The organism is Shewanella abyssi (assembly GCF_023284025.1).
Classification (GTDB): domain Bacteria; phylum Pseudomonadota; class Gammaproteobacteria; order Enterobacterales; family Shewanellaceae; genus Shewanella; species Shewanella abyssi.
The window spans coordinates 47,189-70,798 of record NZ_JAKIKR010000002.1 but is presented as its reverse complement, the minus strand read 5'-3'; the positions used below and the strand labels follow the sequence as shown (position 1 = coordinate 70,798).

The following is a 23,610-nucleotide window of genomic DNA, read 5'->3' as shown; positions in this document are numbered from 1 at the left end:
CGTGTTTAGACTTTCAACAAATAAGTTCATACTCGCACTAGGCGCGAGTGTTATATCAAGCCTGTCGACAGCAGCCTTCGCTCAAGAAGAGCGTTGGTTTGAAGTCGAGATCTATCTCTATGAGCACAACGCGCCTACGAGTGAGCAATGGCCAGATAATGCCGTTAAATCGCGACAACGCAAAACCGTCGATTTTATCACCCCTTTGGTGAGCACTGATTTAACTGCGCTCAAAATGGGACTTAATGGTTGTACCTCTGTAGATTGGGCAACGGATAGTCTCAGTTGTAATGAGCAGCTTAACTCAAGCAATCAAGTTAAATCGGTCACGGACATCCCGATGGTGATAGCAGCCTCTAAACCCGCCACGGCTTACTTGGGTGATGGCGCAGTTTTATTGGCTGAAAGTCAAAGTCAGTTTAAAGAGATTATTGCGACGTTAAAGCGAGAGAAAGGTAATAAGAGCCTGCTGCATATGACATGGCAGCAATCCATGCTGCCAAGAAACAAAGCGATTCCGCTTAAGCTCTATTCTGGTCAAGATTACTCCAAAGACTATGAGCAAAATGGACAGCCTTTGCAGCTTAGTCATTTAAATGAAGAACTACCGCAGTTTGATTTTATGAGCAGTGGATTTTTAGCTGATAGCAAAAAACCGGTATGGAAGCTTGATGGCACGCTTAACATCTACCTTGAGCATTATCTGTTTATAGAAACGGCGTTTAATTTGCGTGAGGAGGGTGAGAAAACGGTCACATTCACTCATCATGACACAGCAAGTTTTAGCAGTGAGCGTCAAGAAACAGCGCTAGAGTCAGTCACTAGCCCATTCTTGTATTCGATTCCGATGAAACAAAATAGACGCGTTAGAAGCGACGAAGTGCATTATTTTGATCACCCTAAAATGGGGATGATCATTCAAATCAGAAAGATGGAGCAACCGACTGTGCAAACTGAGATTGATGTGGTGGATAACATCAGTAGCGCCAATGACGTAAACAGCCTTTAACACTAATACAGCTCTCTACAACTGCACAATAGAAAAGTCGAGGTAGATATCATCTGCCTCGTCATCCTCTACATAAACCTTATCAACTTTGGCCATCGGTGCGCCTCTTTGACACCAATCAATTAACTTATCGACGGCTGGGTAACTACCTTGCGCAAGCACTTGAACTGAGCCATCGGCAATATTACTAACATAGCCAGTAAGGCCAAGCATAGTGGCTTGAAACAATGTGTTTTGACGAAAAGAGACACCTTGAACTTTTCCTGTGATCTTAATGATGACACGCTTCATAATTAACACCCACTCCATGATATCAGTCTGTGTAGAGAGAACTGTGTTTACGACTAAACACTATTTTACCAAGCACTAGGCTTAGACTATGTTTAACAACTTAGCCTAAACTTCACCAATGAGCAAAGTAACCCTGAAACTAAAGTCCACTCAATTCAAGTGTCTTTAGTGGACGACTATCAACTTGTTAATAAATGGCTTAACTTATTTTAAAGGCCTTAATGCCATTTAACTGAGTAGCAAGAGAAGTAAACTTGTGGCTCTGCTCTTCATCCCATACGATACTGTAATAATCCTTTAATTGGTTAGCAATAGCATCGTTATCATTAACTTCATCATTTCGAGCCAAAATACACAGTGCTTTTTCACGGTTAAGTAAGCGAAAGTCAGTAACGCATTTGTTCATGATATCGGCGTACTCTTCGGGCCTGTCAATTTTGTTAACCATATCATGTTGCGGAGCGAGGTTCGGATTGATTAACACCGACTTAATCTTATTTAAGAAGCCAATTCTTTCTGCCCAAAAAGCCCCTAAACCAACACCGATGATCAGCGGTGATCTATCCTCTGATGCGATAATATGTTTACTGACTTCATTCAATAAATACTGCATATCATTTTTAGGATGCTGGGTACTATAACTAACCAAACGGACATCTTCGTCAATAAATTGCAGTTGACGCATTTTGTCGTGGTTACCGGGACTAGTTGCATCAAACCCATGTAAATACAGGATCATATAATCTTCCTCTAATGTTGATAATGGCTAATCTAACAAGCTAAGCCGTAGAGTTCGTTGCGCTAAATCAATTTTTTTAAAATGTCAGCTGCGATTGCAGCCGCTTTCTCCCATCGTTCATTATCTTGCAGTGCTTTTGCCACCGTCTCCAAATTAGGTTTTAACAAATTAGCAGTAACTGTTTGCTCCTGCTTAGGCCAATTAACGCCATGGAGTACTTCGGTAGCGCCTAAACTGTCATTACAGACTAAAATCATGTTACACCCGGCATCAATAGCAGCCTGGGCCCGCTCACAATAACCTCCAGCAACCGCTGCACCTTTCATCCCTAAGTCATCGGAGAAGATGACCCCGTTAAACCCAAGCTCTTTACGCAGAACATCTTGCAGCCAAAATGTCGAGAATCCAGCTGGATGCGGATCCACATTAGGATAAATAACGTGTGCTGGCATGATCCCTTGCAGTCGCTCCTTCGCTATAAGCTGCTTAAACGGCTGCATATCATTAGCAAAAATTGACTCTTTTGATCTTAAGTCGACAGGTTTAGCGATATGCGAATCAGCCTCGACACTGCCGTGCCCAGGGAAATGTTTACCCACGCTGGCCATTCCAGCTTGTTCCATTCCTGCAATAAATGCATTGGCAAGTATTTCAACCTCTGCCTTATTCTCACTAAAACTACGTTTGCCGATAACTTGGCTAACGCCATTGAGATCAAGCACAGGTGCAAAACTCAAATCGATATCGATAGCGAGCAGCTCTATCGCCATTAAAAAACCGATCTCAGTGGCCCAGAAGCTTGCCAGCCTGATATCACCCTTAGCCGCAGGCAATATATCCCCCATTGCAGGTAAGGTGGTAAAGTCGTCTCTAAAGCGCTGTACCCGACCGCCCTCTTGGTCAACCGCAATTAAAATATCAGCTCGAACCGCCCTTATTGACTGAATGAGTTGTATCAGTTGACTGCGATCGGCGTAGTTACGGCTAAACAAGATAAGGCCACCAATCATTGGGTGGGTTAACTGCTTTGCTTCATCATCACTTAAAACGGTTGAATCAACATCTAACATCAAATAACTCATATCACCTCTAAAAAATAATATATGGCAAAAGAACGACTAAAAAAATGGCTGACTTAAACATCAACAACCTAATAAAGGCAAGTTAATACATTGTTCTATAACGATTATAAAACCTACTAAAAACATGCCTTATGAAATTACGCAGCTAACACTTAAATTAGTTTATCTAATGCTTTTACAGCCGATGCAAAAAAACTAATGCTATAAATAAAGCGAAAGTATGGGATACTTTTTACGCCAATTCATTCAAGCAACTAAGATTAACATTAAGCTTAAGTTTTTTACGCTGATTAATCGACATATACAACTATATGCTCAATTAGCCACGCGGAGACGATCTTAGTAATATTGGGTATAACTAGAACAATAAAGGTTTAGCATGATTAGTGTATTCGACATGTTCAAGATAGGCATTGGCCCATCAAGTTCACACACTGTAGGTCCGATGAAAGCGGGCAACATATTTATTAATGAGCTCTCAGAGCAAGGTCTGTTTGAATCTACTGATGAGTTACGATCGGAATTATTCGGTTCATTAGGCCAAACGGGTAAGGGTCATGGGACAGGTAAAGCCGTGATACTCGGTTTGATGGGAGAAGCACCTGATACCGTTGATACCGATAAGATTGATGCCATTTTAGAAAGTGTCAGCAATAATGAAAAATTATTGCTCAGTGATGGCCGAGAAGTAAGGTTTTCTCGTGCAAACGGCGTTACCTACCATAGACGTAAAAGCTTACCCGCTCATGCTAATGCCATGACCTTATATGCTTATGCTAACGGTAAATGCATCTATGAGCGGACCTACTACTCAGTTGGTGGTGGTTTTATTTTGGATGAAGATGAAATCAAAGCCCAAGATGCCTCTCCTGCTACGCCAATAAAATCAGCCCCGTTTGATTTTGACTCGGCGCAACAGCTGCTTGAACTCTGCACTGAAAACGGTTTTAGTATTTCATCATTAATGATGGCTAATGAGCTCAGCATCGCAGACTCTGACGCCATACAAGAACAACTGTGGACAATTTGGCAAACCATGAAAGCCTGCGTTGAACGGGGTTATCAAAAAGAGGGTATTTTACCCGGTGGATTAAAGCTAAGACGGCGTGCACCAGCGCTTTACCGCAGATTAAAGGCGGAAGGTAAAAGTGTAGTAGATCCATTTACTGCGATGGATTGGGTCGACCTATTTGCACTTTCAGTCAACGAGCAAAATGCGGCAGGCGATCGCGTCGTTACCGCACCCACCAACGGCGCCGCGGGGATCATTCCAGCAGTGCTCAGTTATTACGATATGTTCGTACAAGAAGTCGATATGGACGTTTGTTGTCGTTATTTACTCACTGCAGCTGCTATTGGTATTCTTTACAAAAAGAATGCATCAATCTCTGGCGCTGAAGTTGGCTGTCAAGGCGAAGTCGGAGTGGCTTGCTCAATGGCTGCCGCTGCGTTAACCGAGATAATGGGCGGTACGATAGAGCATGTTGAGAATGCGGCTGAAATCGGCATGGAGCATAACTTAGGCTTAACCTGCGATCCCGTTGGCGGCTTGGTGCAAGTCCCCTGCATTGAACGTAATGCCATGGGCGCCGTAAAAGCGATTAACGCCTCGCGGATGGCAATGCGCGGTGACGGTAACCACAAAGTGTCTTTAGATAAAGTGATTAAGACCATGATGGATACGGGTAAAGATATGCGTAGCAAGTATAAAGAAACCGCAAAAGGTGGATTGGCGGTTAATATCGTAGAGTGCTAATTCATGCTGTCCAATAAAAAACCTCGCATTGCGAGGTTTTTTTATTGGCTATCGATCATATCCATTTACTACCTAACGGGCAGTTGCATATCTGCGAACATCGCTTCAATCTGCTGCGGATCTCTCAGAGCAACCGCTTTTTCAACAACAGTGCGCGTTAAATGAGGCGCAAAATGTTCGATAAAATCGTACATGTAAGTTCTTAAGAAGTTACCCTTTCTGAAACCAATTTTGGTGGTACTGTGAGCAAACAGATGACTTGCATCGATCGCGACTAAATCTTTATCCATATGCTCATCTATTGCCATTGAAGCAATAACACCAACACCTAATCCTAATCTGACATAGGTTTTTAACACATCGGCACTGGTCGCACTAAAGACGACACGTGGCTCAAGACCTGCACGATTAAATGACTTTTCAATCTCAGATGCGCGATCAAAACCAAATACATAAGTGACTAAGGGGAAGCGACCCAGATCTTCGATACTGATATGACTTCTAGAGGCTAACGGATGATCACGGGTGACCACTATTGAGCGATTCCAGTGATAACACGGCAACATAATAAGATCGCTATAAAGGTGCATCGCTTCTGTTGCTATTGCAAAGTCTGCATCGCCACGGGCTGCCAACTCACTGATCTGTGACGGTGTGCCTTGATGCATATGCAGATTAACTTTAGGATAACGGTCAATAAAGCCCTGAATAATATGCGGTAAAGCATAGCGCGCTTGTGTATCTGTAGTGGCAATATTAAGCTCACCTTGATCAGGTTTAGTATATTCTTCAGCGACTTTCTTAATACTTTCTACTTTGCCTAAAATATCATTCGCAATGCTAATAACCTGAAGACCAGCAGGTGTCACATGGGTTAAGTGCTTACCACTACGACCAAATATTTGAATGCCAAGTTCGTCTTCAAGCATACGTACTTGCTTACTAATACCAGGTTGAGAAGTATAGAGATTTTCCGCGGTAGCAGAAACATTGAGGTTATGGTTAACCACCTCTGCAATATATCTAAGTTGCTGCAACTTCATCTTTAGTCCTTCTCTTTGGTAGGCTTACAGATCCATTATTAGATAAGCAATAACACATTTAAGTATATTTATTCGTTATAGTATAATGAAATAATTAAATCAAATGGAATATAGCATAATTGTTAATCCGTGCGAACTGATAATAACCAAACCATGATCAAGATGACTATCCTAGAATGTTGATTTATAGTAGCATTAAACGCACTGTAAAATATTTGGACCCTCTATGATTATCGTTTCAGTCTTTGTTTTGATCGGTGTTTTGCTTCTTCTTATTATCGGCACTAGCATCATTCAACAACAAAAGGCACGTGTAGAAGCTGAAAGGCGCACAGAGCTTGCTCGACAGAGGGCGATCATTGATGAGACAGAAGCTGTGCTTTCTAACACGGGGCTTATTCCCTGCTCCAGCAATATAATACTCGTGCTATACAAAAGAATAGAAGAAGCCCTTAATATCGCCGCTTCATTATCACCAGCACAAAAAAATGATTATGAACGCCGACTATATGATCTGCGTAGCCAAATTGACGTGCTTAATAATTCACCTAAGTCCGCACCTGCCATTGAACAGTTTAGACTGCCTGATAATGATAGACAGGTGCTTACGTTAGTCCAGACGCTTAAAAAAATGAAAGCCATACTCAGATCTGAACATAATAAGGGACGAGTCGAGCCTGGCATCTTCAGACAAGAAGAGTTAAGAATAGACAGTCTACAGCTTAGAATTAACGTTGATTCAATGCTTGCAAGAGGCAGAGCAGCTTGTTTTATGAAGCAATACGGCTCAGCAAAGCAAATGGTCACTAAAGCTTTGGCGACCTTGCATACCATTAAAGCACAAACCCCTAATGATCCTTTCATTGCAAGAAAAGTCGATGAAGCTAAGACGATGTTAGACGAGATAATGGGCGCACAAAAATTGGCGCAACCGCAGGCTGTAAAAACGAGAGCCGAAGAGGATGATATTGACGTATTATTCCAGCCAAAACGCAAGTGGTAAGCGGTTAATCCATAAGAAAAAAACAGCGTAGCTCTATAATTTGACAAGCAATAACATTAAAAGCACACATTAAAAAGCCCCGATATCTTCGGGGCTTTTTATTAAGCTTACAAACCAAACAACTTACTTATCTTTCGGTTCAGCTTTCGGTTTTGCTTTAGCCTTTGGCTTGGCTTTAGGCTTAGCTTTGGCTTTAGGTTTTGCCTTTGCCTTGGCTTCAGCAACCCACTTACCGTCAATAAACTTTGCATTCCAGCCTGTCGCTTTACCATCAACATCAGTTGCAACGTATTGCTCCTTTGTCTTTCGGCTAAAGCGCACTGACGCTAAATTACCATCGTCATCTGCAACCGGTGCATCAGCGAGGAAAGCGTATTTAGGCCATAACAGCTCTCTGTACTTCACCAGCTCTTCAACTAATGGGCCACGTGTTTCACGGGACTTAGGGAAGGTACTTGCGGCAAGAAATATCCCAGCTGCGCCATCTCGCAATACAAAATAGGCATCAGATTTAGTACATTTAAGATCTGGCAGGTGAATTGGGTCTTCCTTTGGTGGCGCAGCTTCACCGCTTTTTAGCAGTTTACGCGTATTCTTACATTCAGAATTAGTGCAACCAAAATACTTACCAAAACGACCATTCTTAAGTTCCATATCATTTTGACAACGATCGCACTCAATAATGGGTCCTTCATAGCCTTTAATCTTAAATTGTCCCGCTTCGATTTCAAAACCTTCACAGGTGGGGTTATTACCACATATGTGCAGTTTACGTTTCTCATCGATGAGATAGCTATCCATTGCAGTGCCACAGATACCGCAGCGATGTTTCGCGCGTAATGCTTCAGTTTCTGCATCTTCAGCGCTTTCACTTACCGCTTCTTCGCCAGGCGTTAAGTTTAAGGTCGTCTTACAACGCTCTTTTGGTGGTAATGCATAACCTGAACAACCGAGGAATACACCTGTTGTACCAGTACGAATACCCATTGGACGACCACAGGTAGGACACTTAATATCCGTCATTACCATCTCATTAGGACGCATACCGCCCTCTTCTGGTGGTAATTCAGCCTGCTCTAACTGTTTGGTGAAGTCCTTGTAGAAACCATCGAGTACTTTTTTCCAGTCCAGCTTGCCTTGAGCAACATCATCTAATGTCTGCTCCATGCTTGCGGTGAAATCATAGCTCATTAAATCTTGGAAACTGCCGACAAGTCTATCACTGACGATTTCACCCATTTTCTCAGCATAGAAGCGACGATTATCAACCTTAACGTAGCCTCGATCTTGAATGGTCGAAATAATCGTTGCGTATGTTGACGGACGGCCAATACCTCGCTTTTCAAGCTCTTTGACTAAAGACGCTTCACTGTAACGTGCAGCAGGTTTAGTAAAGTGCTGCTTAGGCAGTAGCTCTTGTAGCTTAACCTTGTCGCCTTTAGCGACAACAGGCAGTGTATTGTCTTCTTCGTTCTTTTTCTTAACAGCGGTTTGAACTCGGGTCCAACCATCAAAACGTAACGTACGTCCGGTGGCTTTTAGCTCGTAGTCAGCTGCTTTAACGGTAAGACGGGTCGCGTCATACTTTGCAGGTGTCATTTGACAAGACACGAATTGACGCCAGATCAGCTCATATAAACGCTGAGCATCACGCTCCATATCACTTAACGATGCCGCTGTGACTTTCACATTCGACGGACGAATCGCTTCGTGAGCCTCTTGCGCTCCCTCTTTGCTGCCGTAACGAAGTGGAGCTTCAGGTAGATACTTATCACCAAACTCTTTACCAATCATCTCGCGCACATTATCGAGTGCTTCTTGGCTTAAGTTGGTTGAATCGGTACGCATATAAGTAATGTGGCCCGCTTCATATAAGCGCTGCGCCATCATCATGGTCTTTTTAACACCAAAACCCAAACGCGTACTGGCAGCTTGCTGCAGCGTTGAGGTGATATAGGGTGCAGACGGTTTGCTTTGTGTTGCACGATCTTCACGCGCTGCGACAACAAAGCTTGATTGCGACAATGCACTTACGGCGGCGGCGGCTTCTGTCTGAGTAACCGGGTTAAATGCTTTGTTCTGGTATTTAACCACCTGCATTTTTAGCAGCTCGTCAGCTAAAGTATTTAACTCAGCGTGGACATCCCAAAACTCTTCAGGTACAAACGCTTTAATTTCACTTTCACGTTCAACAACCAAACGCACAGCAACTGACTGAACGCGTCCAGCAGATAGTCCACGGGCCACTTTTTTCCAAAGTAACGGGGATGCCATAAAGCCCACAACACGATCTAAGAATCGACGTGCTTGCTGCGCATTAACCATATTGGTGTCAAGCACCGATGGTTGACTAAATGCGTCTTGAATCGCTGATTTAGTAATTTCATTAAACACGACGCGTTGGTAGCGTGACTCGTCTCCACCAATGACTTGCTGGAGATGCCAAGCAATTGCCTCACCCTCTCTATCCAAATCGGTTGCGAGATAGATGTGGTCAGCTGATTCAGCGAGTGTTTGTAACTCTTTGACAACTTTCTCTTTGCCGGGAAGCGTTTGATATTTAGCTTTCCAACCATTTTCGGGATCGACTCCCATGCGTGCAACTAACGCTTGTTTTGCTTTTAGACTTTTATACTCAGCCTTCTCCTCTGGAGACATCTTCTTGACTTCAGCTGGTGTCTTACTGACCACATTAGCGTCTGGACTCGACGATGTTGGTAGATCACGGATGTGACCCACACTCGACTTAACGATGAAATCTTTGCCTAGATATTTATTAATAGTCTTGGCTTTGGCCGGTGATTCGACGATTACTAGCGATTTACCCATAAATTAATTTGCGCCAACAAGTTTCAAAACTCTGAAAATTTTCTCCATATATAGAGGGTTGTGTAAAGACTTTCAAGCTAATCCCTCTTTTATTTGCACTGGAGTACCATTTTTAAGCGTTTTTGAAATAAATGTGAAAAAAATTAGTGCTTATTTAAAAACTAATATTTCATTATTAGTCGTCAAGCAACTATTAGATGTGAATTTTGATGCATATTCACCATTTTTTAAAAATATAGCCACCTTGTTTAGGCTTTGAGCTTAAGTATACTGAGCTCAATAATTATAACTCAGGAATGGAAATTGCACCTGAGCTACCCTAAAGGATAAAGAATGAAGCATTTTGAAGCCAATTTCGACGGACTTGTCGGCCCAACACATAATTACGCGGGTTTGTCATTCGGAAACGTTGCCTCTTTAAACAACGCCGCCGCGACATCTAGCCCTAAAGATGCTGCTAAACAAGGGATCAAGAAAGCTAAAGCACTTGCAGACCTAGGTTTAGTACAAGGCATGTTTGCCCCTCAGGAGCGTCCAGACCTCCACACACTGCGTAGAATCGGTTTTACAGGCTCTGACGCTGCAGTGTTAAATAAAGCCGCCAAAGACGCACCAGCGTTGTTACGTGCATGCTGTAGTGCCTCCAGTATGTGGACGGCAAACGCGGCGACGGTATCACCAAGTGCCGATACCCACGACGGAAAACTGCATTTCACTCCGGCAAACTTAGTCGACAAACTTCATCGCAGTATTGAACCTGTAACAACAGGTAATATTCTTCAAGCCACATTTAACGATAGCCGTTATTTCAAGCACCACCAACATCTGCCTGAACACACCAGCTTCGGTGATGAAGGTGCAGCCAACCATACTCGCCTGTGTAATGAATATGGCCATGCAGGTATTGAACTGTTTGTTTACGGCCAAGAAGCGACGAATCCTTCGGCGCCAAAACCTAAAAAGTATCCTGCACGCCAAACGTTAGAAGCGTCTCAAGCCATTGCTCGCCTACACCAACTCGATGATGACGGCACAGTATACATGCAACAAAATCCAGATGTGATAGATCAAGGCGTGTTCCATAACGATGTTATCGCTGTTGGTAACCAGAACGTTCTTTTTTATCATGAGCAAGCATTTTTAAATACACAAGCTAAATTTGCAGAGATAAAACGAAAGTTTGGTGAAACGCCATTACATTTTGTCGAAGTACCCACGGCAAAAGTCGCGATTCAAGATGCGGTAACAAGCTATCTATTCAATACTCAAGTCGTCACATTACCCTCCGGTGAGATGGCGATTATCGCGCCGATAAACTGTCAGGAAAATCCTGCGGTGCATGCCTATTTAAGTGAGCTTGTCACTTTGGGAACGCCGATAAAGCAAGTCCACTATTTCGATGTAAAACAAAGCATGCAAAATGGCGGAGGCCCAGCTTGTCTGCGTCTGCGAGTGGCGATGAATCAAGATGAAGTGGCAGCGGTCAATCAAAATACCATGATGAACGATGCATTGTTTGCCCGCTTAAACCTTTGGGTTGATAAGCATTACCGTGACCGTTTGAGTGTTGCTGACTTAGCCGACCCGCAGCTGCTAATGGAATCTCGTACCGCACTTGATGAACTGACTCAGATCATGAAGCTCGGTAGTGTGTATCAGTTCCAGAGATAGTCACTTTTAGCTGCTGCAGCTTTCGTCAAAATTAGATTTATTCTGATTATAAAAAAAACCCGCATTGCGGGTTTTTTATTGCTTTATTTTACTAAGACTACTTTTAATCGTTAGTGGATCACCACAGGTATAGTAGCAATCTGTGTTAAATTTCCTTTGGGTGTAATAGCTTCAATCACAAGAGATCCAGCATCAGGTTCATCTGCGCCTTTCAGCACCACGCTATAGAGATTAGAACCATTGTTATTTGTCGAAGAAACCGTAAATGTACCCTTGCTTGCAAGGCTACCCGCTGATGGGGAAAAAATAATTTCGGTACCTGAAGGTAATGATTGATTATGTAGATCACCAATTATTATTGATATTGCTCCCGTTGATTTACCAAGAATATCCAACACGTTGTTATCATTCAAACCATCACATGGATCTTCTTTTGCTCTATCGTCCTCACAACTATCTATTATTGTTGGAGTTGAAGAAAATGCATCACTTCCCGACATAATAAGAACCACTGATGCTCTCACATTTAGTGATTTATTAATCGTCGAGCAACCAGAATGAGTATTACCATTCACGTCTAATGCACATAGACTTCCGTTATAGACGCCATCAGCAACATCAAAAATAGCATTGTTATTAAAATCAATAAATGTCTCTAGGTCACCACTTTCGTCTTGGTTATCTCCTTTTGCAGGATTATATAAAGTGTCTTCATTGTGATCGACAAACGCTTCAGACAAGTCATATTTATTTCCTGATACATCTTCACCTTCAAAGGTTGCTAGCTCTGAAGCATCGAAACGACCATTTCCGTTCAAATCAGGGAATGACTCCTCCCCTATTGCGGTCGCTAAAATAGTTACCCGCCCGCCAAAATCTGGACCTAAATCCGGAGTTGTTGATGGTTCGCCATCTAATGTCTTCCCTGTTGGTCTTGGATTTTGACTCGTCCATTTAACTGAACAAGTACCACTTACCGTCAAACATGATGGATCTATTACACCACCTTCAGTCGTAAATGAAACTGCCGTACCATCTGGAACTGGGTTGTTAAAAGTATCTGCTAATCTAGCGACAACATTAACTTCAACGCCATCATAGCCCCAGCCCTCTGGGTTTAAGTTATCTGCTGATAACGAAAAACTGTCCTGATCGGGTAAACCCGTTGACACAACTAGCAAATTAGACTGGCTTGATATTTCTGGAGAACTTGCATCGACTATAGCTGTAACTCTAACGGAAGTAGATACAGTTCCAGAGTTAACCACTGTTTGGGCTATCCCTTCACTATCAGTAACGGCATTAGATGGTTCTAGTTCAATATCGCCAGTTTCTGTATTTAGTGAAAAATTGACTAATTGATTTTTAACCGGATTACCATTTTTATCTAGTACCTTAAACTTAACAATTGATGATTCTGTACCACCTGTACCTTTGAGCCTAATATTCTCTGGTGCAGCTTCTATAAAGTAGATGCTGCCCACGCTCGCAGGAAGTACGTTTAGTGTAGCCGTAGCAGTAAGTGCTTTTCCACCAACATTAGCACTAATGTTAATAGTATCATCACCCACACAACCTTTAGACAAGTAGGTACTCGTCGCCATTCCATTCACAGCGACAACAGGTGTACTTAAATCTGCTTCTGGTGTTGATTTAACAAAGCAAGTTGAAGAAAACTGAACTTCCGCAGGTTCGATGAATGGATTACCCTGATCATCTTGGAGAATGACAGAGATACTCGCTGTCCCACCAGCAGAGACTATCGCTGGAGAAATTGATGCCACACCGGATTGAAATGGGTCACCACTACCCATAAAGACATTTGTAGCGCCTACATTGAAGACTAATTCAACTGTTTCACCAGTTAGAAGAGTTGCTGTCGCTATAGCTGCGCCGGGCTCTGAACCTGCAAGAATTTGAACATATGCTTTGTCCTCCTCCGTAACAGCCGTATCTATAGGGATTTCTCCACGAGAAGTAGCGAAGGTCACTATTGTAGCTTTAGACATGCCAGTAACCGTTGCCGTGAGCTTACCCGGCGATAATGTGCTTATGGCGTTAATCGGCACACCTTTCTCATCAGTTAAAACCAACGATACTGTCGGCCCTCCTGTAGATTCACCACCATCACCAACCATCGTTACGTTAATCGTTGCTTTTTCACCAGAAGATATTGTTGCAGTTACTGCAGCACCCGTGGGAATTGAAGCTGTATTCAATTTGATTGTAGCGATACCATCAGCGCCTGTTGATACTTCTCCAGTACCGGGCTCAAAAGTGCCATAAGTATCGTTATTTAAAGTAAACGAAACTAATGTACTAACTGCAGCACCATTCGAGTCAATCACCTTAGCTGTTATCTCAGCGTTTTCTGCAACTGAGATTTGTGTATTTGTAGTACTTAATTGAATTGATATTGTGACAGGACTCGGCGTCCCTCCGTCACCAGGTTCAGCGGATATACTTCCGCCCCCTCCACAACCAACGAGAAAAAACGACCATATTAACGCAATAAAAACACTATACGCTGACTTCATTGTCAGACTCCCTGTTACTCAGATTATGATTTCTGGTAATTATCTGATTACCTAGAAGCTAACATTACACAATTTCACTGCAACTTATCTACAACTAAAGATGGCAAATAGATAAATAACATCAGAAACTTTAACTTTTACACCATTTCAACTGTGGCTCTTTCTTGCTAGTCTTTAACGCGCAAATTGAAAGCATAAAAATTATACAGGAAGCACTATGTCTGCTACGAAATCAAAAAAGCTTGGCCTCACGAGTAAAATTCTACTCGGAATGGCATCTGGTATTATTCTGGGGTTACTCCTTCGTAACCTTTTTCCCGAAAGTGACTTCATCAAAGAATACATTACCGAAGGCTTTTTAAATGTCATCGGTACTATATTCATTTCAAGTTTGAAAATGTTGGTTGTACCCTTGGTATTTGTATCACTGGTCTGCGGAACATGTTCTTTAAGCGAACCCTCTAAGTTAGGTCGACTCGGTGGCAAAACCATCGCGTTTTATCTATTCACTACCGCTATCGCACTTTCGATGGCAATTCTGATTGCTATTGCTATACATCCTGGTAACGCTACCTTGGTGACTGAGAGCATGCATTTTGATGCCAAACAGGCGCCAAGCTTAGCGGAAGTGATCATTAATATCGTACCCACTAACCCACTGCAGGCGATGAGCGAAGGTAATATGCTTCAAATCATCATTTTTGCCGTTATCTTTGGTTTTGCTATCTCTCATATTGGTGAACGCGGTAAACGCGTTGCAGCGCTGTTTGCCGACCTTAATGAAGTCATCATGCGTGTGGTTACGTTAATAATGCAGCTTGCACCCTATGGTGTGTTTGCATTAATGGCGAAACTGGCATTAACGCTCGGTATGGAAACCTTTGGCAGTGTAGTGCAGTACTTCTTCGTGGTACTGGGTGTGTTACTCATTCATGCGTTTATTGTTTATCCGACGCTGCTGAAAGTATTCTCGGGTCTAAGCCCATTTACCTTTATACGCAAAATCCGCGATGTGCAGTTATTTGCCTTCAGCACAGCAAGCTCTAACGCGACCCTTCCGGTAACGATTGAAACCGCTGAACATCGCATGGGCGTTGACAATAAAATCGCCTCATTCACGCTACCGCTTGGTGCAACCATCAACATGGATGGCACCGCGATAATGCAAGGTGTGGCAACGGTATTTATTGCGCAAGTGTACGGTATCGATTTAACCATCTCTGATTACGCGATGGTGGTGGTAACCGCAACGCTGGCATCAATTGGTACGGCAGGCGTACCTGGTGTCGGACTTATCATGCTGGCAATGGTACTAAACCAAGTGGGTCTACCTGTAGAAGGTATCGCACTGATTATCGGTGTCGATAGACTGCTTGATATGGTCCGGACTGCCGTTAACGTCACCGGTGATACTGTGGCAACCGTTGTTATTGCTAAATCTGAAAATGAGTTTAATGAAGATATTTTCAACGACACTCAAGCAGGTAAAGTGGCACCAGGCTTTAACGCTCAGGTTCACGCCGAAGAGAAGTAAGTCAAGCGTACGTTCTGTGTAAAGAAGGCGCCTTTAAGGCGCCTTTTTTGTTTGTCATCTAGCTCATGAATGACCATCTTTAAGTTCAAATATAAACAACCATCAACCACACATCAGCTAAGCGGAATTTAGCATCTTTAATAAACGGGCTGGCGTACCACCTACCATACAATCAACTGGTACGTTTTTATTGACCACGGCACCAGCCGCAACAATTGAGCGAGCACCAATTGTTACTCCTTGATTAATCACGACATTCCCGCCAATCCAAACATCGTCTTCTATGACTATTTGTTGACAATAGGTTTCCCAACGGCGGCGACTCAAATGGTCTGTAGAGTGTGATGCAGTATAAAACTGGCTGTTAGGACCGATCATGACATTATTACCAATGGTGATCTTAGCGCCATCTAACATCAACACGCCCATGTTGAGGAAACTTCCCGCACCAATACTTATCTGTTTTCCAAATTCACAGTTAAACGGAACACTCACCAAAGTCCCTGCTCCGACGTTATTAAACAGCTGCTTAATTAAGTCCTGCGCGTCAGCAAAACTGTGACTATGATTAATTTGTTTGGTTAGCGTGAAAGCCCTATCACGCAGAGCTGAAATCTCGAGATCTGCACCATCAAAAACGTCACCGTTAAGCATTTTTTCATATTCTGTCATCTGCCTATCATATTCCCACAAAGCAAAAAAGCCACCGTTTAGAGTGACTAAACTGTGGCTTATTATATTGTCGTTTGTTTAATACAAACTGAGTCGTTTATCTCAAAATGTAGAATCGCACTGAGACAAGGAGCTGGACCCTAAAACATACTCGTTAAAAATCGGAGTAAGTTAAATAGATTATCGTTCCCAGTATGACTCTTCCAGACTATCTTCACGTTCAGGTAAACCACGAGATAATCGCGGACTGTGTTGCGCTAATACTTCATAAGCGACACGGTTGGCATATTTACAGATCTGCGAGAATGATGAATAACACAGACCGTCACGATTATGCTTGCTTGACCCCGGCACGTTGGTCTTATGGAATCGATTAGAGGCTAGATCATGCAGTAATGCGGCTAATGCACCGTCTCCAGCGCCATTAGTATTGCGAATTTTTTCTGGGCCGCCCATATACGGTGAGATGTGTGCATACACTTTAAGCGGCGACTCACAATCTGCTTTCAGCTTAGGGCGAGAAAACTCATAGCGGTTAAACTCAGGGATTGCACCAGGGAGTAACGTATGACTCGTTTCACGCTTTTCAGAGTCTTCGGTATATCCCGCAGTATAAAGCCCTAAAGGCCCTGCCGTAGTCAACACCATGTCACACCACTCTAACGCTGCTTCACTGGCTTGTAAGGGGTCTTTAAATCCAGTGAGTGCCTCGCCTTCATCCTCATTCATGGCCAAAATGGTCACATGCTCTTTAATAAAACGCTGCCACCACTGTGGATCTTCTTCAATTAGGAAGCGAGTGCCCAAGGTTAATACCACCGGAACTTCAGCCGCTTTGGCGTATTCTATAGCCTTCATCGCCGCATCGGTGATCTTATCTTCACCACTTGCGCGCATAAGGTAAGCTGTCAAAATGAGTGCAGAGCCGCCCTGTACAATATCTTTATCAATAAATTCAGGCGTTAATTTATCCATTGATCCTTTGCTAATCGCAAACGTTCTTTCGCCGCACTCTGAGACCAACGTGAAACAACGGCCAATTGGACCCGCTACAGGCTGCAACTGGTTTAAATCAACCTTTGATGAAGTGTTGCAGAGGTATCGATAAGCGTAACTGCCAATCTCGATATTTTGACTCATAACGCCAAATAACACCGAGCGGTCATCAGCAAGAATGGAGTAATTGTGTACTGTGTTACCAATGGTGCCACCGGCAAACTCGTCACTCACCAGCTCACGCTCTTTTAACTCGGTATACAAAGCATGTGCCTTGTCATCGTCTATCAAGGTCGAATTACCCTTAGGTAAGTCATAGCGACTGAGTAACTCATCTTCCACCTTCGCTTCAATATCTACCAATGTTTGGTCTATACCAGACACGTAAGTAGAGATAGGCTGAGGCTGTTGGATCAACTGTGCTAATAACGGATCACGATTTTTGACCGGAAAATAATGTTTAGACTTACGCTGACCTGGAAACTTCATATTGAGCTCTCTTTCATTCGGCATCCATGCAAAAGATAATTAAAACGGCTAAGGGATCACAAGTCATAACGCTTGGCATCAACAAACGACTCGTGGCTTTCAATTCTAGCAGCCGGTGGTGTTAACGCAGCTAACAGCCATAAAACGATTAAACAAAAAGCGTTAACGTTAGGCGGATACAAAAAAGTGGGGAATTCTACCATACCCAGCCTCATTCGCTAGCTGAAATCACTGCTAAGCAGCCAAATTTAGCACCAACCTAAGGTTTGTTGTTCAACAATTTGGCTGAGCAAGCTGATATGCGGATTTGAGTCATTTAAACAAGCAATAAACTCATAGCGCTCGCCGCCTGCCGCTATAAACGACGCTTTGCCCTCTTCAGAGATCTCTTCCAGTGTTTCTAAGCAATCAGAAGAAAAAGCCGGACACATAATATCGACTGATTTTACCCCTTCTGCAGGGAGCGCTTCCAACAGCTTGTCAGTGGCTGGCGTTAACCATTGCTCTTTTCCAAACTGAGATTGAAAACAGATCCGCCATTGCTTAGCCGTTAACCCGAGTGCATCAGCCACAAGTTCAGCCGTTTTTTGGCACTGCATTTGATAAGGATCGCCTTCGGTGACATAGCGAACGGGCACGCCGTGAAACGACATCAGTAATACCTCACCCTGCCCCTTGCTCTGCCAGTGTTGCTTAACGGATCCAGCAAGCGCGGCGATGTAGCTTGGATGATCAAAATAGTCTTTATTGATCCTAAGCTCTGGAAAATCACGCTTAGTTCGATGCAGATCGCTAATGGCATCGAACACTGGCGCAACGGTAGAGCATGAATATTGCGCGTAAAGAGGCAAGACAAAAATCTTGTTAACGCCTTGAGATTTTAAGTTATTAAGACCTGATTCTAAAGAGGGATTACCGTAACTCATGCCTAACTCGACGGGCACTTTAAAGCCAAAACTGTGGTGCAGAGATTGCATTAGCTTATCGCGTTGTCGCTGGCTTATTACCATTAAGGGAGAGCCTTGCTCCCACCAAATAGACTCATAGAGCTTAGCGACTTTTGCTGGACGGGTGGTTAAAATTATACCATTAAGAATGGGCTTCCAGATCCAAGGTGAGATATCTACAACACGTGGATCACTAAGGAACTGCTTGAGGAATTTTTTAACGTCTGGCGCTGTTGGAGAATCTGGCGTGCCTAGATTAACTAACAAAACACCAAATGGGGAGGTTGTGTCGCTCACGTTTTCTCTCTTTTAACCAAGATATTCAGCGTCAGGCTATCATTGGAAAAAGCATAAAAAAAGCCCACTTACATGGGCTTTTTCAAATATGAGAACTAGCTCATAAACACACTATTATTTTGTGCAAATTTAGCCAAGTGCTGCAACAATTTCTTGGCTAACTTTAGCAACAGACTGAGTGCCATCAAACTTGTTATAAGTCGCTTCACCTTTCGCTGCAACCGCACCGTAATATTCAACCAATGGCTTTGTTTGCTCATGGTAGATATCAAGACGTTTACGCACTGTTGTTTCTTCATCATCTGGACGAATTGCTAAGTCTTCGCCAGTAACATCATCTTTACCTTCAACCTTAGGCTGATTAAAGACGATGTGATAAACACGACCAGAACCTGGGTGAACACGACGGCCGCCCATGCGCTTAACGATCTCTTCGTCTGGCACATCAATTTCAACGACGTGATCGATAGTAATGCCACCAGTCGCCATCGCATCAGCTTGAGGAATTGTGCGTGGAAAACCATCTAATAGGAATCCATCTGCGCAATCATCTTGTGCAACACGCTCTTTCACAAGACCAATAATTAACTCGTCAGATACCAATTGACCAGCATCCATCACTTTTTTAGCTTCTAAGCCAAGTGGAGTGCCCGCTTTAACTGCAGCGCGCAGCATGTCACCGGTTGAAATTTGAGGAATACCGTACTTTTCCATGATGAATTGGGCTTGGGTACCTTTACCGGCACCTGGGGCACCTAATAGCATAATGCGCATCTCAATCTTCCTCTTATTTCGCATTGTTATACCAACCTCTAACGCAGACAAAAGTCTAAAGTGTGGTCACGCGATTGGTATTATTATGTTTAGGGCGGCGATTTTCGCATAATTTGCCGCCATTTTGAAGCGATTTCCCTTCGACTTTAGCCTCACTCATGGCAAATAAGTCTAGATATTGACCATTATCAATAAAGTAAGGTGTAAAGCTTACGGCGATACTGTTTCGCTAAGCTATTAGCTTGACCTAAAGCGGTTAAGATCTCTAAAAACAATCCTTTTACTTTACCGTCCTGCACAGCAAGATCTTTCTGCAAAGGGGCAAACAACAAGGCCAATGCTTCGTCATTACGTTTAGCCTGGTGCAGTGCTTTGGCCAGCGCGAGTAAAGCGTCGAAATCATTGGGTGATTTCTCAAAGTCTGTTTGCAGCTGCCTGATTTCAGGCGTATCAGCCGCATCAAGTGCCAGTGCAAACTTGGCCTTTAGACTCTGGTAATAGCCGTCTTGATCTGCAAGACCCACACTAGCGAGTAGTGTTTGAACATCTTCTAAAGCATCCAGCGACAGATACACATCCGCTAACGCAAGTGCAATTTCAGCAATGGGCTGCTCGGCGTAAGCTTCTTTCAATAATGGCAGTGCACCTATGGCATTTTGCTCAGATAAAAACACTCTGGCTTGCTTAAGCTGCAACTGCCACACGGCTGGTAGATGCTTATCGAGCATTTCGGTAATTTGCGGCGCATCTTGCACACCAGCAAAACCATCAATAGGTTTACCTTCATGTAAAACTAAGGTGGTTGGCAAATTTTGGATCTGGAAATAGTTGGCTATCTCCATTTCAGCTTCGCAGTTTACTTTGGCTAACACAAAACGACCGTTTTGCTGCTGCGAGAGACTCTCAAGCGTTTGCATCAAGGTTAGACTTTCAGGGCTTTTACTGGCCCAAAATGCTAATACAATCACCTGATCCATTGAAGCATCGACGACTTGTTGAATGTTGTCTTTAGTCAGTTCTAGAATATTTTCCATCACTTTCCTTTAACCTTTAAAATACCCAAAAAAAAGAGGCAGATTAACTGCCTCTTTCATTATAGTTGTTTCCTACTTAACGTTAGCTAACAACATCTGGTTCATCAATTTAATGAACGCTGATGGGTCTGCTAAACTGCCTTTTTCAGACAATAATGCCTGCTGTAATAAAAGATCTGACCACTGTGCGAATGCCTCTTCGTCTTGCTCATCGTTAAGACGGGCCACGAGAGGATGCTCAGGGTTAAGCTCAAATGTTGGTTTAGATTCAGGAACGGCTTGACCCGCAGCTTGCATCAGCTTAATCATTTGGGTCGACATTTCGCCTTCACCCGCAACAACACACGCTGGTGTGTCAGTTAAACGTGTGGTGACTTTAACCGCAGATACTTTATCGCCTAAGCTGTCTTTAACGCGCTTAACTAGGCCTTCAGATTCAGTTTCAAGCTTTTCCTGTGCTTCTTTCTCGCCAGCATCTTCTAACTCACCTAATTCTAAGTCGCCGCGAGTCACAGAGTGCATCTGCTTAGCATTAAACTCGGTAAGGTGGTTAATTAACCACTCATCGATACGCTCAGACATTAGCAATACTTCGATGCCTTTTTTGCGCAGCAATTCTAGATGCGGACTATTGGCAGCCGCTTCATGGCTATCGGCAACAATGTAATAGATCTTCGTTTGGCCTTCCTGCATGCGCTCAACGTACTCAGCAAGAGATACGTTTGGCGTAGCCTCACCCGTGTGAGTTGAAGCAAAACGTAACAAACCGGCAATACGTTCTTTGTTAGCGAAATCTTCAGCAGGACCCTCTTTTAGAATTTGACCAAACTCAGCCCAGAAAGATTGATATTTTTCTGCATCATTTTTAGCCAGCTTTTCAAGCATGCCCAATACGCGCTTAGTCACAGCAGTGCGCAGTGAGGTGGTCACTTTATTGTCTTGTAAAATTTCACGGGAGACGTTTAGTGGCAGATCGTTTGAGTCAATCAAGCCTTGCACGAAACGCAGGTAGCTAGGCATAAACTGCTCAGCATCGTCCATAACGAATACGCGTTGTACAAACAGTTTTAGACCGTGCTTACGGTCGCGGTTCCACATGTCGAAAGGCGCTTTAGCCGGGATATAAAGCAAGCTGGTGTATTCCTGCTTACCTTCAACGCGGTTATGGCTCCAAACGAGTGGATCTGTGTAGTCATGAGAAATATGCTTGTAAAATTCTTGGTACTCCTCTTTAGTCACGTCACTCTTGTTACGTGTCCAAAGTGCAGTCGCCTTGTTCATTGGCTTCCAGCACCCCTCTGTCCCAGGGACGGCTTCAGCGCCCGCTTCAGTCGCTTCAACTGCAGGCGTGCCCTCTTCAAACATTTCAACGGCAACAGAGATATGATCTGAGTATTTCGTCACGATAGAGCGCAGACGGTAGTCATCGGCAAACTCTTTTTCATCATCTTTCAAATGTAAGGTGATTTCAGTACCGCGAGATTGCTTAGTAATCGTGTTGACGGTGAAGTCACCTTCACCGGCAGATTCCCAAAGCACACCTTCATCACTGCTGTGGCCCGCTGCGCGAGTACGCACAGTCACTTTGTCAGACACAATAAATGCAGAGTAGAAACCAACACCAAACTGACCAATCAACTGCGAGTCTTTTGAATCATCACCAGATAGATTTTTAAAGAAATCAGCAGTGCCTGACTTAGCGATCGTGCCTAGGTGTTCAATTACACCATCACGGGTCATACCAATACCATTGTCTTCAATAGTAATGGTGCCTTTTTCTTTGTCAGTACTGATGCGAACGCGCAATTCGCCCTCACCTTCGTAAAGATCGTTGTTCGTTAAGGCTTTATAGCGCAGCTTATCTGCCGCATCGGCTGCATTAGAAACTAATTCGCGCAAGAAAATTTCTTTGTTTGAGTACAAAGAGTGGATCATCAAATGTAGTAGTTGTTTGACTTCAGTTTGAAAGCCATGAGTTTCTTGTTGTGACATGAAATGTTCCCTTTAAAATTTGATATAAGTACTGCTTGTTACTAGAAATGGGGTTATAAAATCGCTTTTCAAGGGGCAAAGGTCCCATTGATTTCAATTGCACAAAAAAAGCCCAGTAAATGGATAACCATTTACTGGGCCTTGTGATGACATCAACCATTAATCTTGCTGTATTAAATAGGCAATCGACCGTTAAAAGACAGCGCCAAGGTGGTGCTATCAACGTATTCAAGCTCACCGCCAACGGGCACTCCGTGGGCAATACGGCTCACTGTTAACTTATGGTTTTTAGCCATATCTGCAATGTAGTGGGCGGTGGCATCACCTTCAACGGTTGGGTTGGTTGCCAAAATAAGTTCACTGATCTCGCCCGAGGCTAAATGGGTTTCTAACAGTGCAAGCCCCAACTCATCGGGCCCGACGCCATCGAGCGGCGATAAGTGCCCAAGTAAGACAAAATAACGGCCACTAAAATGGCCACCCGCCTCGATTGCTAATGCGTCGGCAGGGGTTTCTACCACACAAATAATACTAGAATGGCCGCGTTTAGTACTGACGCAAATAGGGCAATAGGTTTCTTCGGTAAAGGTACGGCATGACTGGCAATGACCTACATCGGACATGGCTTTACCGAGTGATTCAGCAAGCTTACTTCCCGCCTTGCGGTCACGCTCTAATAGCTGAAATGCCATGCGCTGCGCTGATTTTGGTCCGACGCCAGGTAAGCATTTAAGTGACTGGATCAACTCATCAACAAGAGGACTAAATTTCATTTAACGTTCCGCATAGCGAGGCAAAATCTGCCTAAGAATAATAAGTTTTGATTTTAAGAGCTGATATAAGTCATAAACTCACATCATCCCCAATCAAATGAACCGCCGATATTACCATAGAATACCATGATGATAATGCAAT

At 43.5% G+C, this 23,610-nt stretch carries 18 protein-coding genes; 5 read left to right on the top strand and 13 right to left on the bottom strand.

The features are described 5' to 3' along the window. The first annotated feature begins 1 nt into the window (after nt 1). Nucleotides 2–1,009 (top strand): peptidoglycan binding protein CsiV, encoded by a 1,008-nt coding sequence (locus L2755_RS01800; protein WP_248979040.1) that lies wholly within the window; start codon nt 2–4, stop codon nt 1,007–1,009. Between the two features lie 15 nt (nt 1,010–1,024). Here L2755_RS01800 and L2755_RS01795 read toward each other — a convergent pair whose 3' ends face one another. The 3 genes from L2755_RS01795 to nagZ all read right to left on the bottom strand — a co-directional run bounded on the left by L2755_RS01795 (nt 1,025) and on the right by nagZ (nt 3,121). Further along, the gene (locus L2755_RS01795; RefSeq protein ID WP_248979039.1) at nt 1,025–1,300 is read right to left on the bottom strand and encodes an acylphosphatase; all 276 of its coding nucleotides are present in this window, start codon (nt 1,298–1,300) and stop codon (nt 1,025–1,027) included. Nucleotides 1,301–1,499: 199 nt separating this feature from the next. Then, nucleotides 1,500–2,039, bottom strand: coding sequence for an alpha/beta hydrolase YcfP (gene ycfP, locus L2755_RS01790; protein WP_248979038.1), 540 nt, complete (start codon nt 2,037–2,039; stop codon nt 1,500–1,502). A gap of 62 nt (nt 2,040–2,101) precedes the next feature. Continuing rightward, nucleotides 2,102–3,121 carry a beta-N-acetylhexosaminidase gene (gene nagZ, locus L2755_RS01785; protein ID WP_248979037.1) on the bottom strand — a complete coding sequence of 340 codons (1,020 nt, stop codon included), beginning with the start codon at nt 3,119–3,121 and terminating at the stop codon, nt 2,102–2,104. Between the two features lie 379 nt (nt 3,122–3,500). Here nagZ and L2755_RS01780 point away from each other — a divergent pair, with 379 nt between their 5' ends. Further along, entirely contained in the window at nt 3,501–4,877 is a 1,377-nt protein-coding gene (locus L2755_RS01780) for an L-serine ammonia-lyase (RefSeq protein ID WP_248979036.1), read from the top strand. Nucleotides 4,878–4,945: 68 nt separating this feature from the next. Here L2755_RS01780 and cysB read toward each other — a convergent pair whose 3' ends face one another. Next, nucleotides 4,946–5,920, bottom strand: coding sequence for an HTH-type transcriptional regulator CysB (cysB, locus tag L2755_RS01775; protein ID WP_202289157.1), 975 nt, complete (start codon nt 5,918–5,920; stop codon nt 4,946–4,948). Nucleotides 5,921–6,146: 226 nt separating this feature from the next. On the opposite strand from cysB, the gene L2755_RS01770 reads away from it, so the two are divergent. Then, nucleotides 6,147–6,923, top strand: a complete 777-nt coding sequence (locus L2755_RS01770) for a hypothetical protein (RefSeq protein WP_248979035.1) — start codon at nt 6,147–6,149, stop codon at nt 6,921–6,923. 123 nt (nt 6,924–7,046) lie between these two features. On the opposite strand, the gene topA is transcribed toward L2755_RS01770, so the two are convergent. Next, nucleotides 7,047–9,752 (bottom strand): type I DNA topoisomerase, encoded by a 2,706-nt coding sequence (gene topA / locus L2755_RS01765; protein WP_248979034.1) that lies wholly within the window; start codon nt 9,750–9,752, stop codon nt 7,047–7,049. 333 nt (nt 9,753–10,085) lie between these two features. Here topA and astB point away from each other — a divergent pair, with 333 nt between their 5' ends. After that, entirely contained in the window at nt 10,086–11,423 is a 1,338-nt protein-coding gene (gene astB, locus L2755_RS01760) for an N-succinylarginine dihydrolase (protein ID WP_248979033.1), read from the top strand. 110 nt (nt 11,424–11,533) lie between these two features. Here the strand turns inward: astB and L2755_RS01755 are convergent, their stop codons facing one another. Continuing rightward, complete coding sequence (locus tag L2755_RS01755; RefSeq protein WP_248979032.1) at nt 11,534–13,960, bottom strand: Ig-like domain-containing protein; 2,427 nt, start codon at nt 13,958–13,960, stop codon at nt 11,534–11,536. A 217-nt stretch (nt 13,961–14,177) separates the two neighbouring features. Here L2755_RS01755 and L2755_RS01750 point away from each other — a divergent pair, with 217 nt between their 5' ends. Next, on the top strand, nt 14,178–15,494 hold the full coding sequence (locus tag L2755_RS01750) for a dicarboxylate/amino acid:cation symporter (protein ID WP_248979031.1): 1,317 nt from the start codon (nt 14,178–14,180) through the stop codon (nt 15,492–15,494). Nucleotides 15,495–15,611: 117 nt separating this feature from the next. Here L2755_RS01750 and L2755_RS01745 read toward each other — a convergent pair whose 3' ends face one another. The 7 genes from L2755_RS01745 to recR all read right to left on the bottom strand — a co-directional run bounded on the left by L2755_RS01745 (nt 15,612) and on the right by recR (nt 23,468). Then, complete coding sequence (locus tag L2755_RS01745) at nt 15,612–16,166, bottom strand: sugar O-acetyltransferase (RefSeq protein WP_248979030.1); 555 nt, start codon at nt 16,164–16,166, stop codon at nt 15,612–15,614. Between the two features lie 180 nt (nt 16,167–16,346). Beyond that, nucleotides 16,347–17,651 carry an inosine/guanosine kinase gene (locus L2755_RS01740; protein ID WP_248979029.1) on the bottom strand — a complete coding sequence of 435 codons (1,305 nt, stop codon included), beginning with the start codon at nt 17,649–17,651 and terminating at the stop codon, nt 16,347–16,349. 248 nt (nt 17,652–17,899) lie between these two features. Beyond that, nucleotides 17,900–18,895, bottom strand: coding sequence for a ferrochelatase (hemH, locus tag L2755_RS01735; protein ID WP_248979028.1), 996 nt, complete (start codon nt 18,893–18,895; stop codon nt 17,900–17,902). 129 nt (nt 18,896–19,024) lie between these two features. Continuing rightward, complete coding sequence (adk, locus tag L2755_RS01730) at nt 19,025–19,669, bottom strand: adenylate kinase (RefSeq protein ID WP_248979027.1); 645 nt, start codon at nt 19,667–19,669, stop codon at nt 19,025–19,027. Nucleotides 19,670–19,857: 188 nt separating this feature from the next. Next, nucleotides 19,858–20,703 (bottom strand): co-chaperone YbbN, encoded by an 846-nt coding sequence (locus L2755_RS01725; RefSeq protein ID WP_248979026.1) that lies wholly within the window; start codon nt 20,701–20,703, stop codon nt 19,858–19,860. A 72-nt stretch (nt 20,704–20,775) separates the two neighbouring features. Beyond that, nucleotides 20,776–22,695, bottom strand: a complete 1,920-nt coding sequence (gene htpG, locus L2755_RS01720) for a molecular chaperone HtpG (RefSeq protein ID WP_248979025.1) — start codon at nt 22,693–22,695, stop codon at nt 20,776–20,778. A gap of 173 nt (nt 22,696–22,868) precedes the next feature. Beyond that, on the bottom strand, nt 22,869–23,468 hold the full coding sequence (gene recR, locus L2755_RS01715; RefSeq protein ID WP_248979024.1) for a recombination mediator RecR: 600 nt from the start codon (nt 23,466–23,468) through the stop codon (nt 22,869–22,871). Nucleotides 23,469–23,610 lie beyond the last annotated feature (142 nt).

Coding starts and splice junctions, on each gene's coding strand:
- L2755_RS01795 (WP_248979039.1), bottom strand. CDS start 1,300: ATGAAGCGTGTCATCATTAAGATCACAGGAAAAGTTCAAGGTGTCTCT.
- ycfP (WP_248979038.1), bottom strand. CDS start 2,039: ATGATCCTGTATTTACATGGGTTTGATGCAACTAGTCCCGGTAACCAC.
- nagZ (WP_248979037.1), bottom strand. CDS start 3,121: ATGAGTTATTTGATGTTAGATGTTGATTCAACCGTTTTAAGTGATGAT.
- L2755_RS01780 (WP_248979036.1), top strand. CDS start 3,501: ATGATTAGTGTATTCGACATGTTCAAGATAGGCATTGGCCCATCAAGT.
- cysB (WP_202289157.1), bottom strand. CDS start 5,920: ATGAAGTTGCAGCAACTTAGATATATTGCAGAGGTGGTTAACCATAAC.
- L2755_RS01770 (WP_248979035.1), top strand. CDS start 6,147: ATGATTATCGTTTCAGTCTTTGTTTTGATCGGTGTTTTGCTTCTTCTT.
- topA (WP_248979034.1), bottom strand. CDS start 9,752: ATGGGTAAATCGCTAGTAATCGTCGAATCACCGGCCAAAGCCAAGACT.
- astB (WP_248979033.1), top strand. CDS start 10,086: ATGAAGCATTTTGAAGCCAATTTCGACGGACTTGTCGGCCCAACACAT.
- L2755_RS01755 (WP_248979032.1), bottom strand. CDS start 13,960: ATGAAGTCAGCGTATAGTGTTTTTATTGCGTTAATATGGTCGTTTTTT.
- L2755_RS01750 (WP_248979031.1), top strand. CDS start 14,178: ATGTCTGCTACGAAATCAAAAAAGCTTGGCCTCACGAGTAAAATTCTA.
- L2755_RS01745 (WP_248979030.1), bottom strand. CDS start 16,166: ATGACAGAATATGAAAAAATGCTTAACGGTGACGTTTTTGATGGTGCA.
- L2755_RS01740 (WP_248979029.1), bottom strand. CDS start 17,651: ATGAAGTTTCCAGGTCAGCGTAAGTCTAAACATTATTTTCCGGTCAAA.
- adk (WP_248979027.1), bottom strand. CDS start 19,669: ATGCGCATTATGCTATTAGGTGCCCCAGGTGCCGGTAAAGGTACCCAA.
- L2755_RS01725 (WP_248979026.1), bottom strand. CDS start 20,703: ATGGAAAATATTCTAGAACTGACTAAAGACAACATTCAACAAGTCGTC.
- htpG (WP_248979025.1), bottom strand. CDS start 22,695: ATGTCACAACAAGAAACTCATGGCTTTCAAACTGAAGTCAAACAACTA.
- recR (WP_248979024.1), bottom strand. CDS start 23,468: ATGAAATTTAGTCCTCTTGTTGATGAGTTGATCCAGTCACTTAAATGC.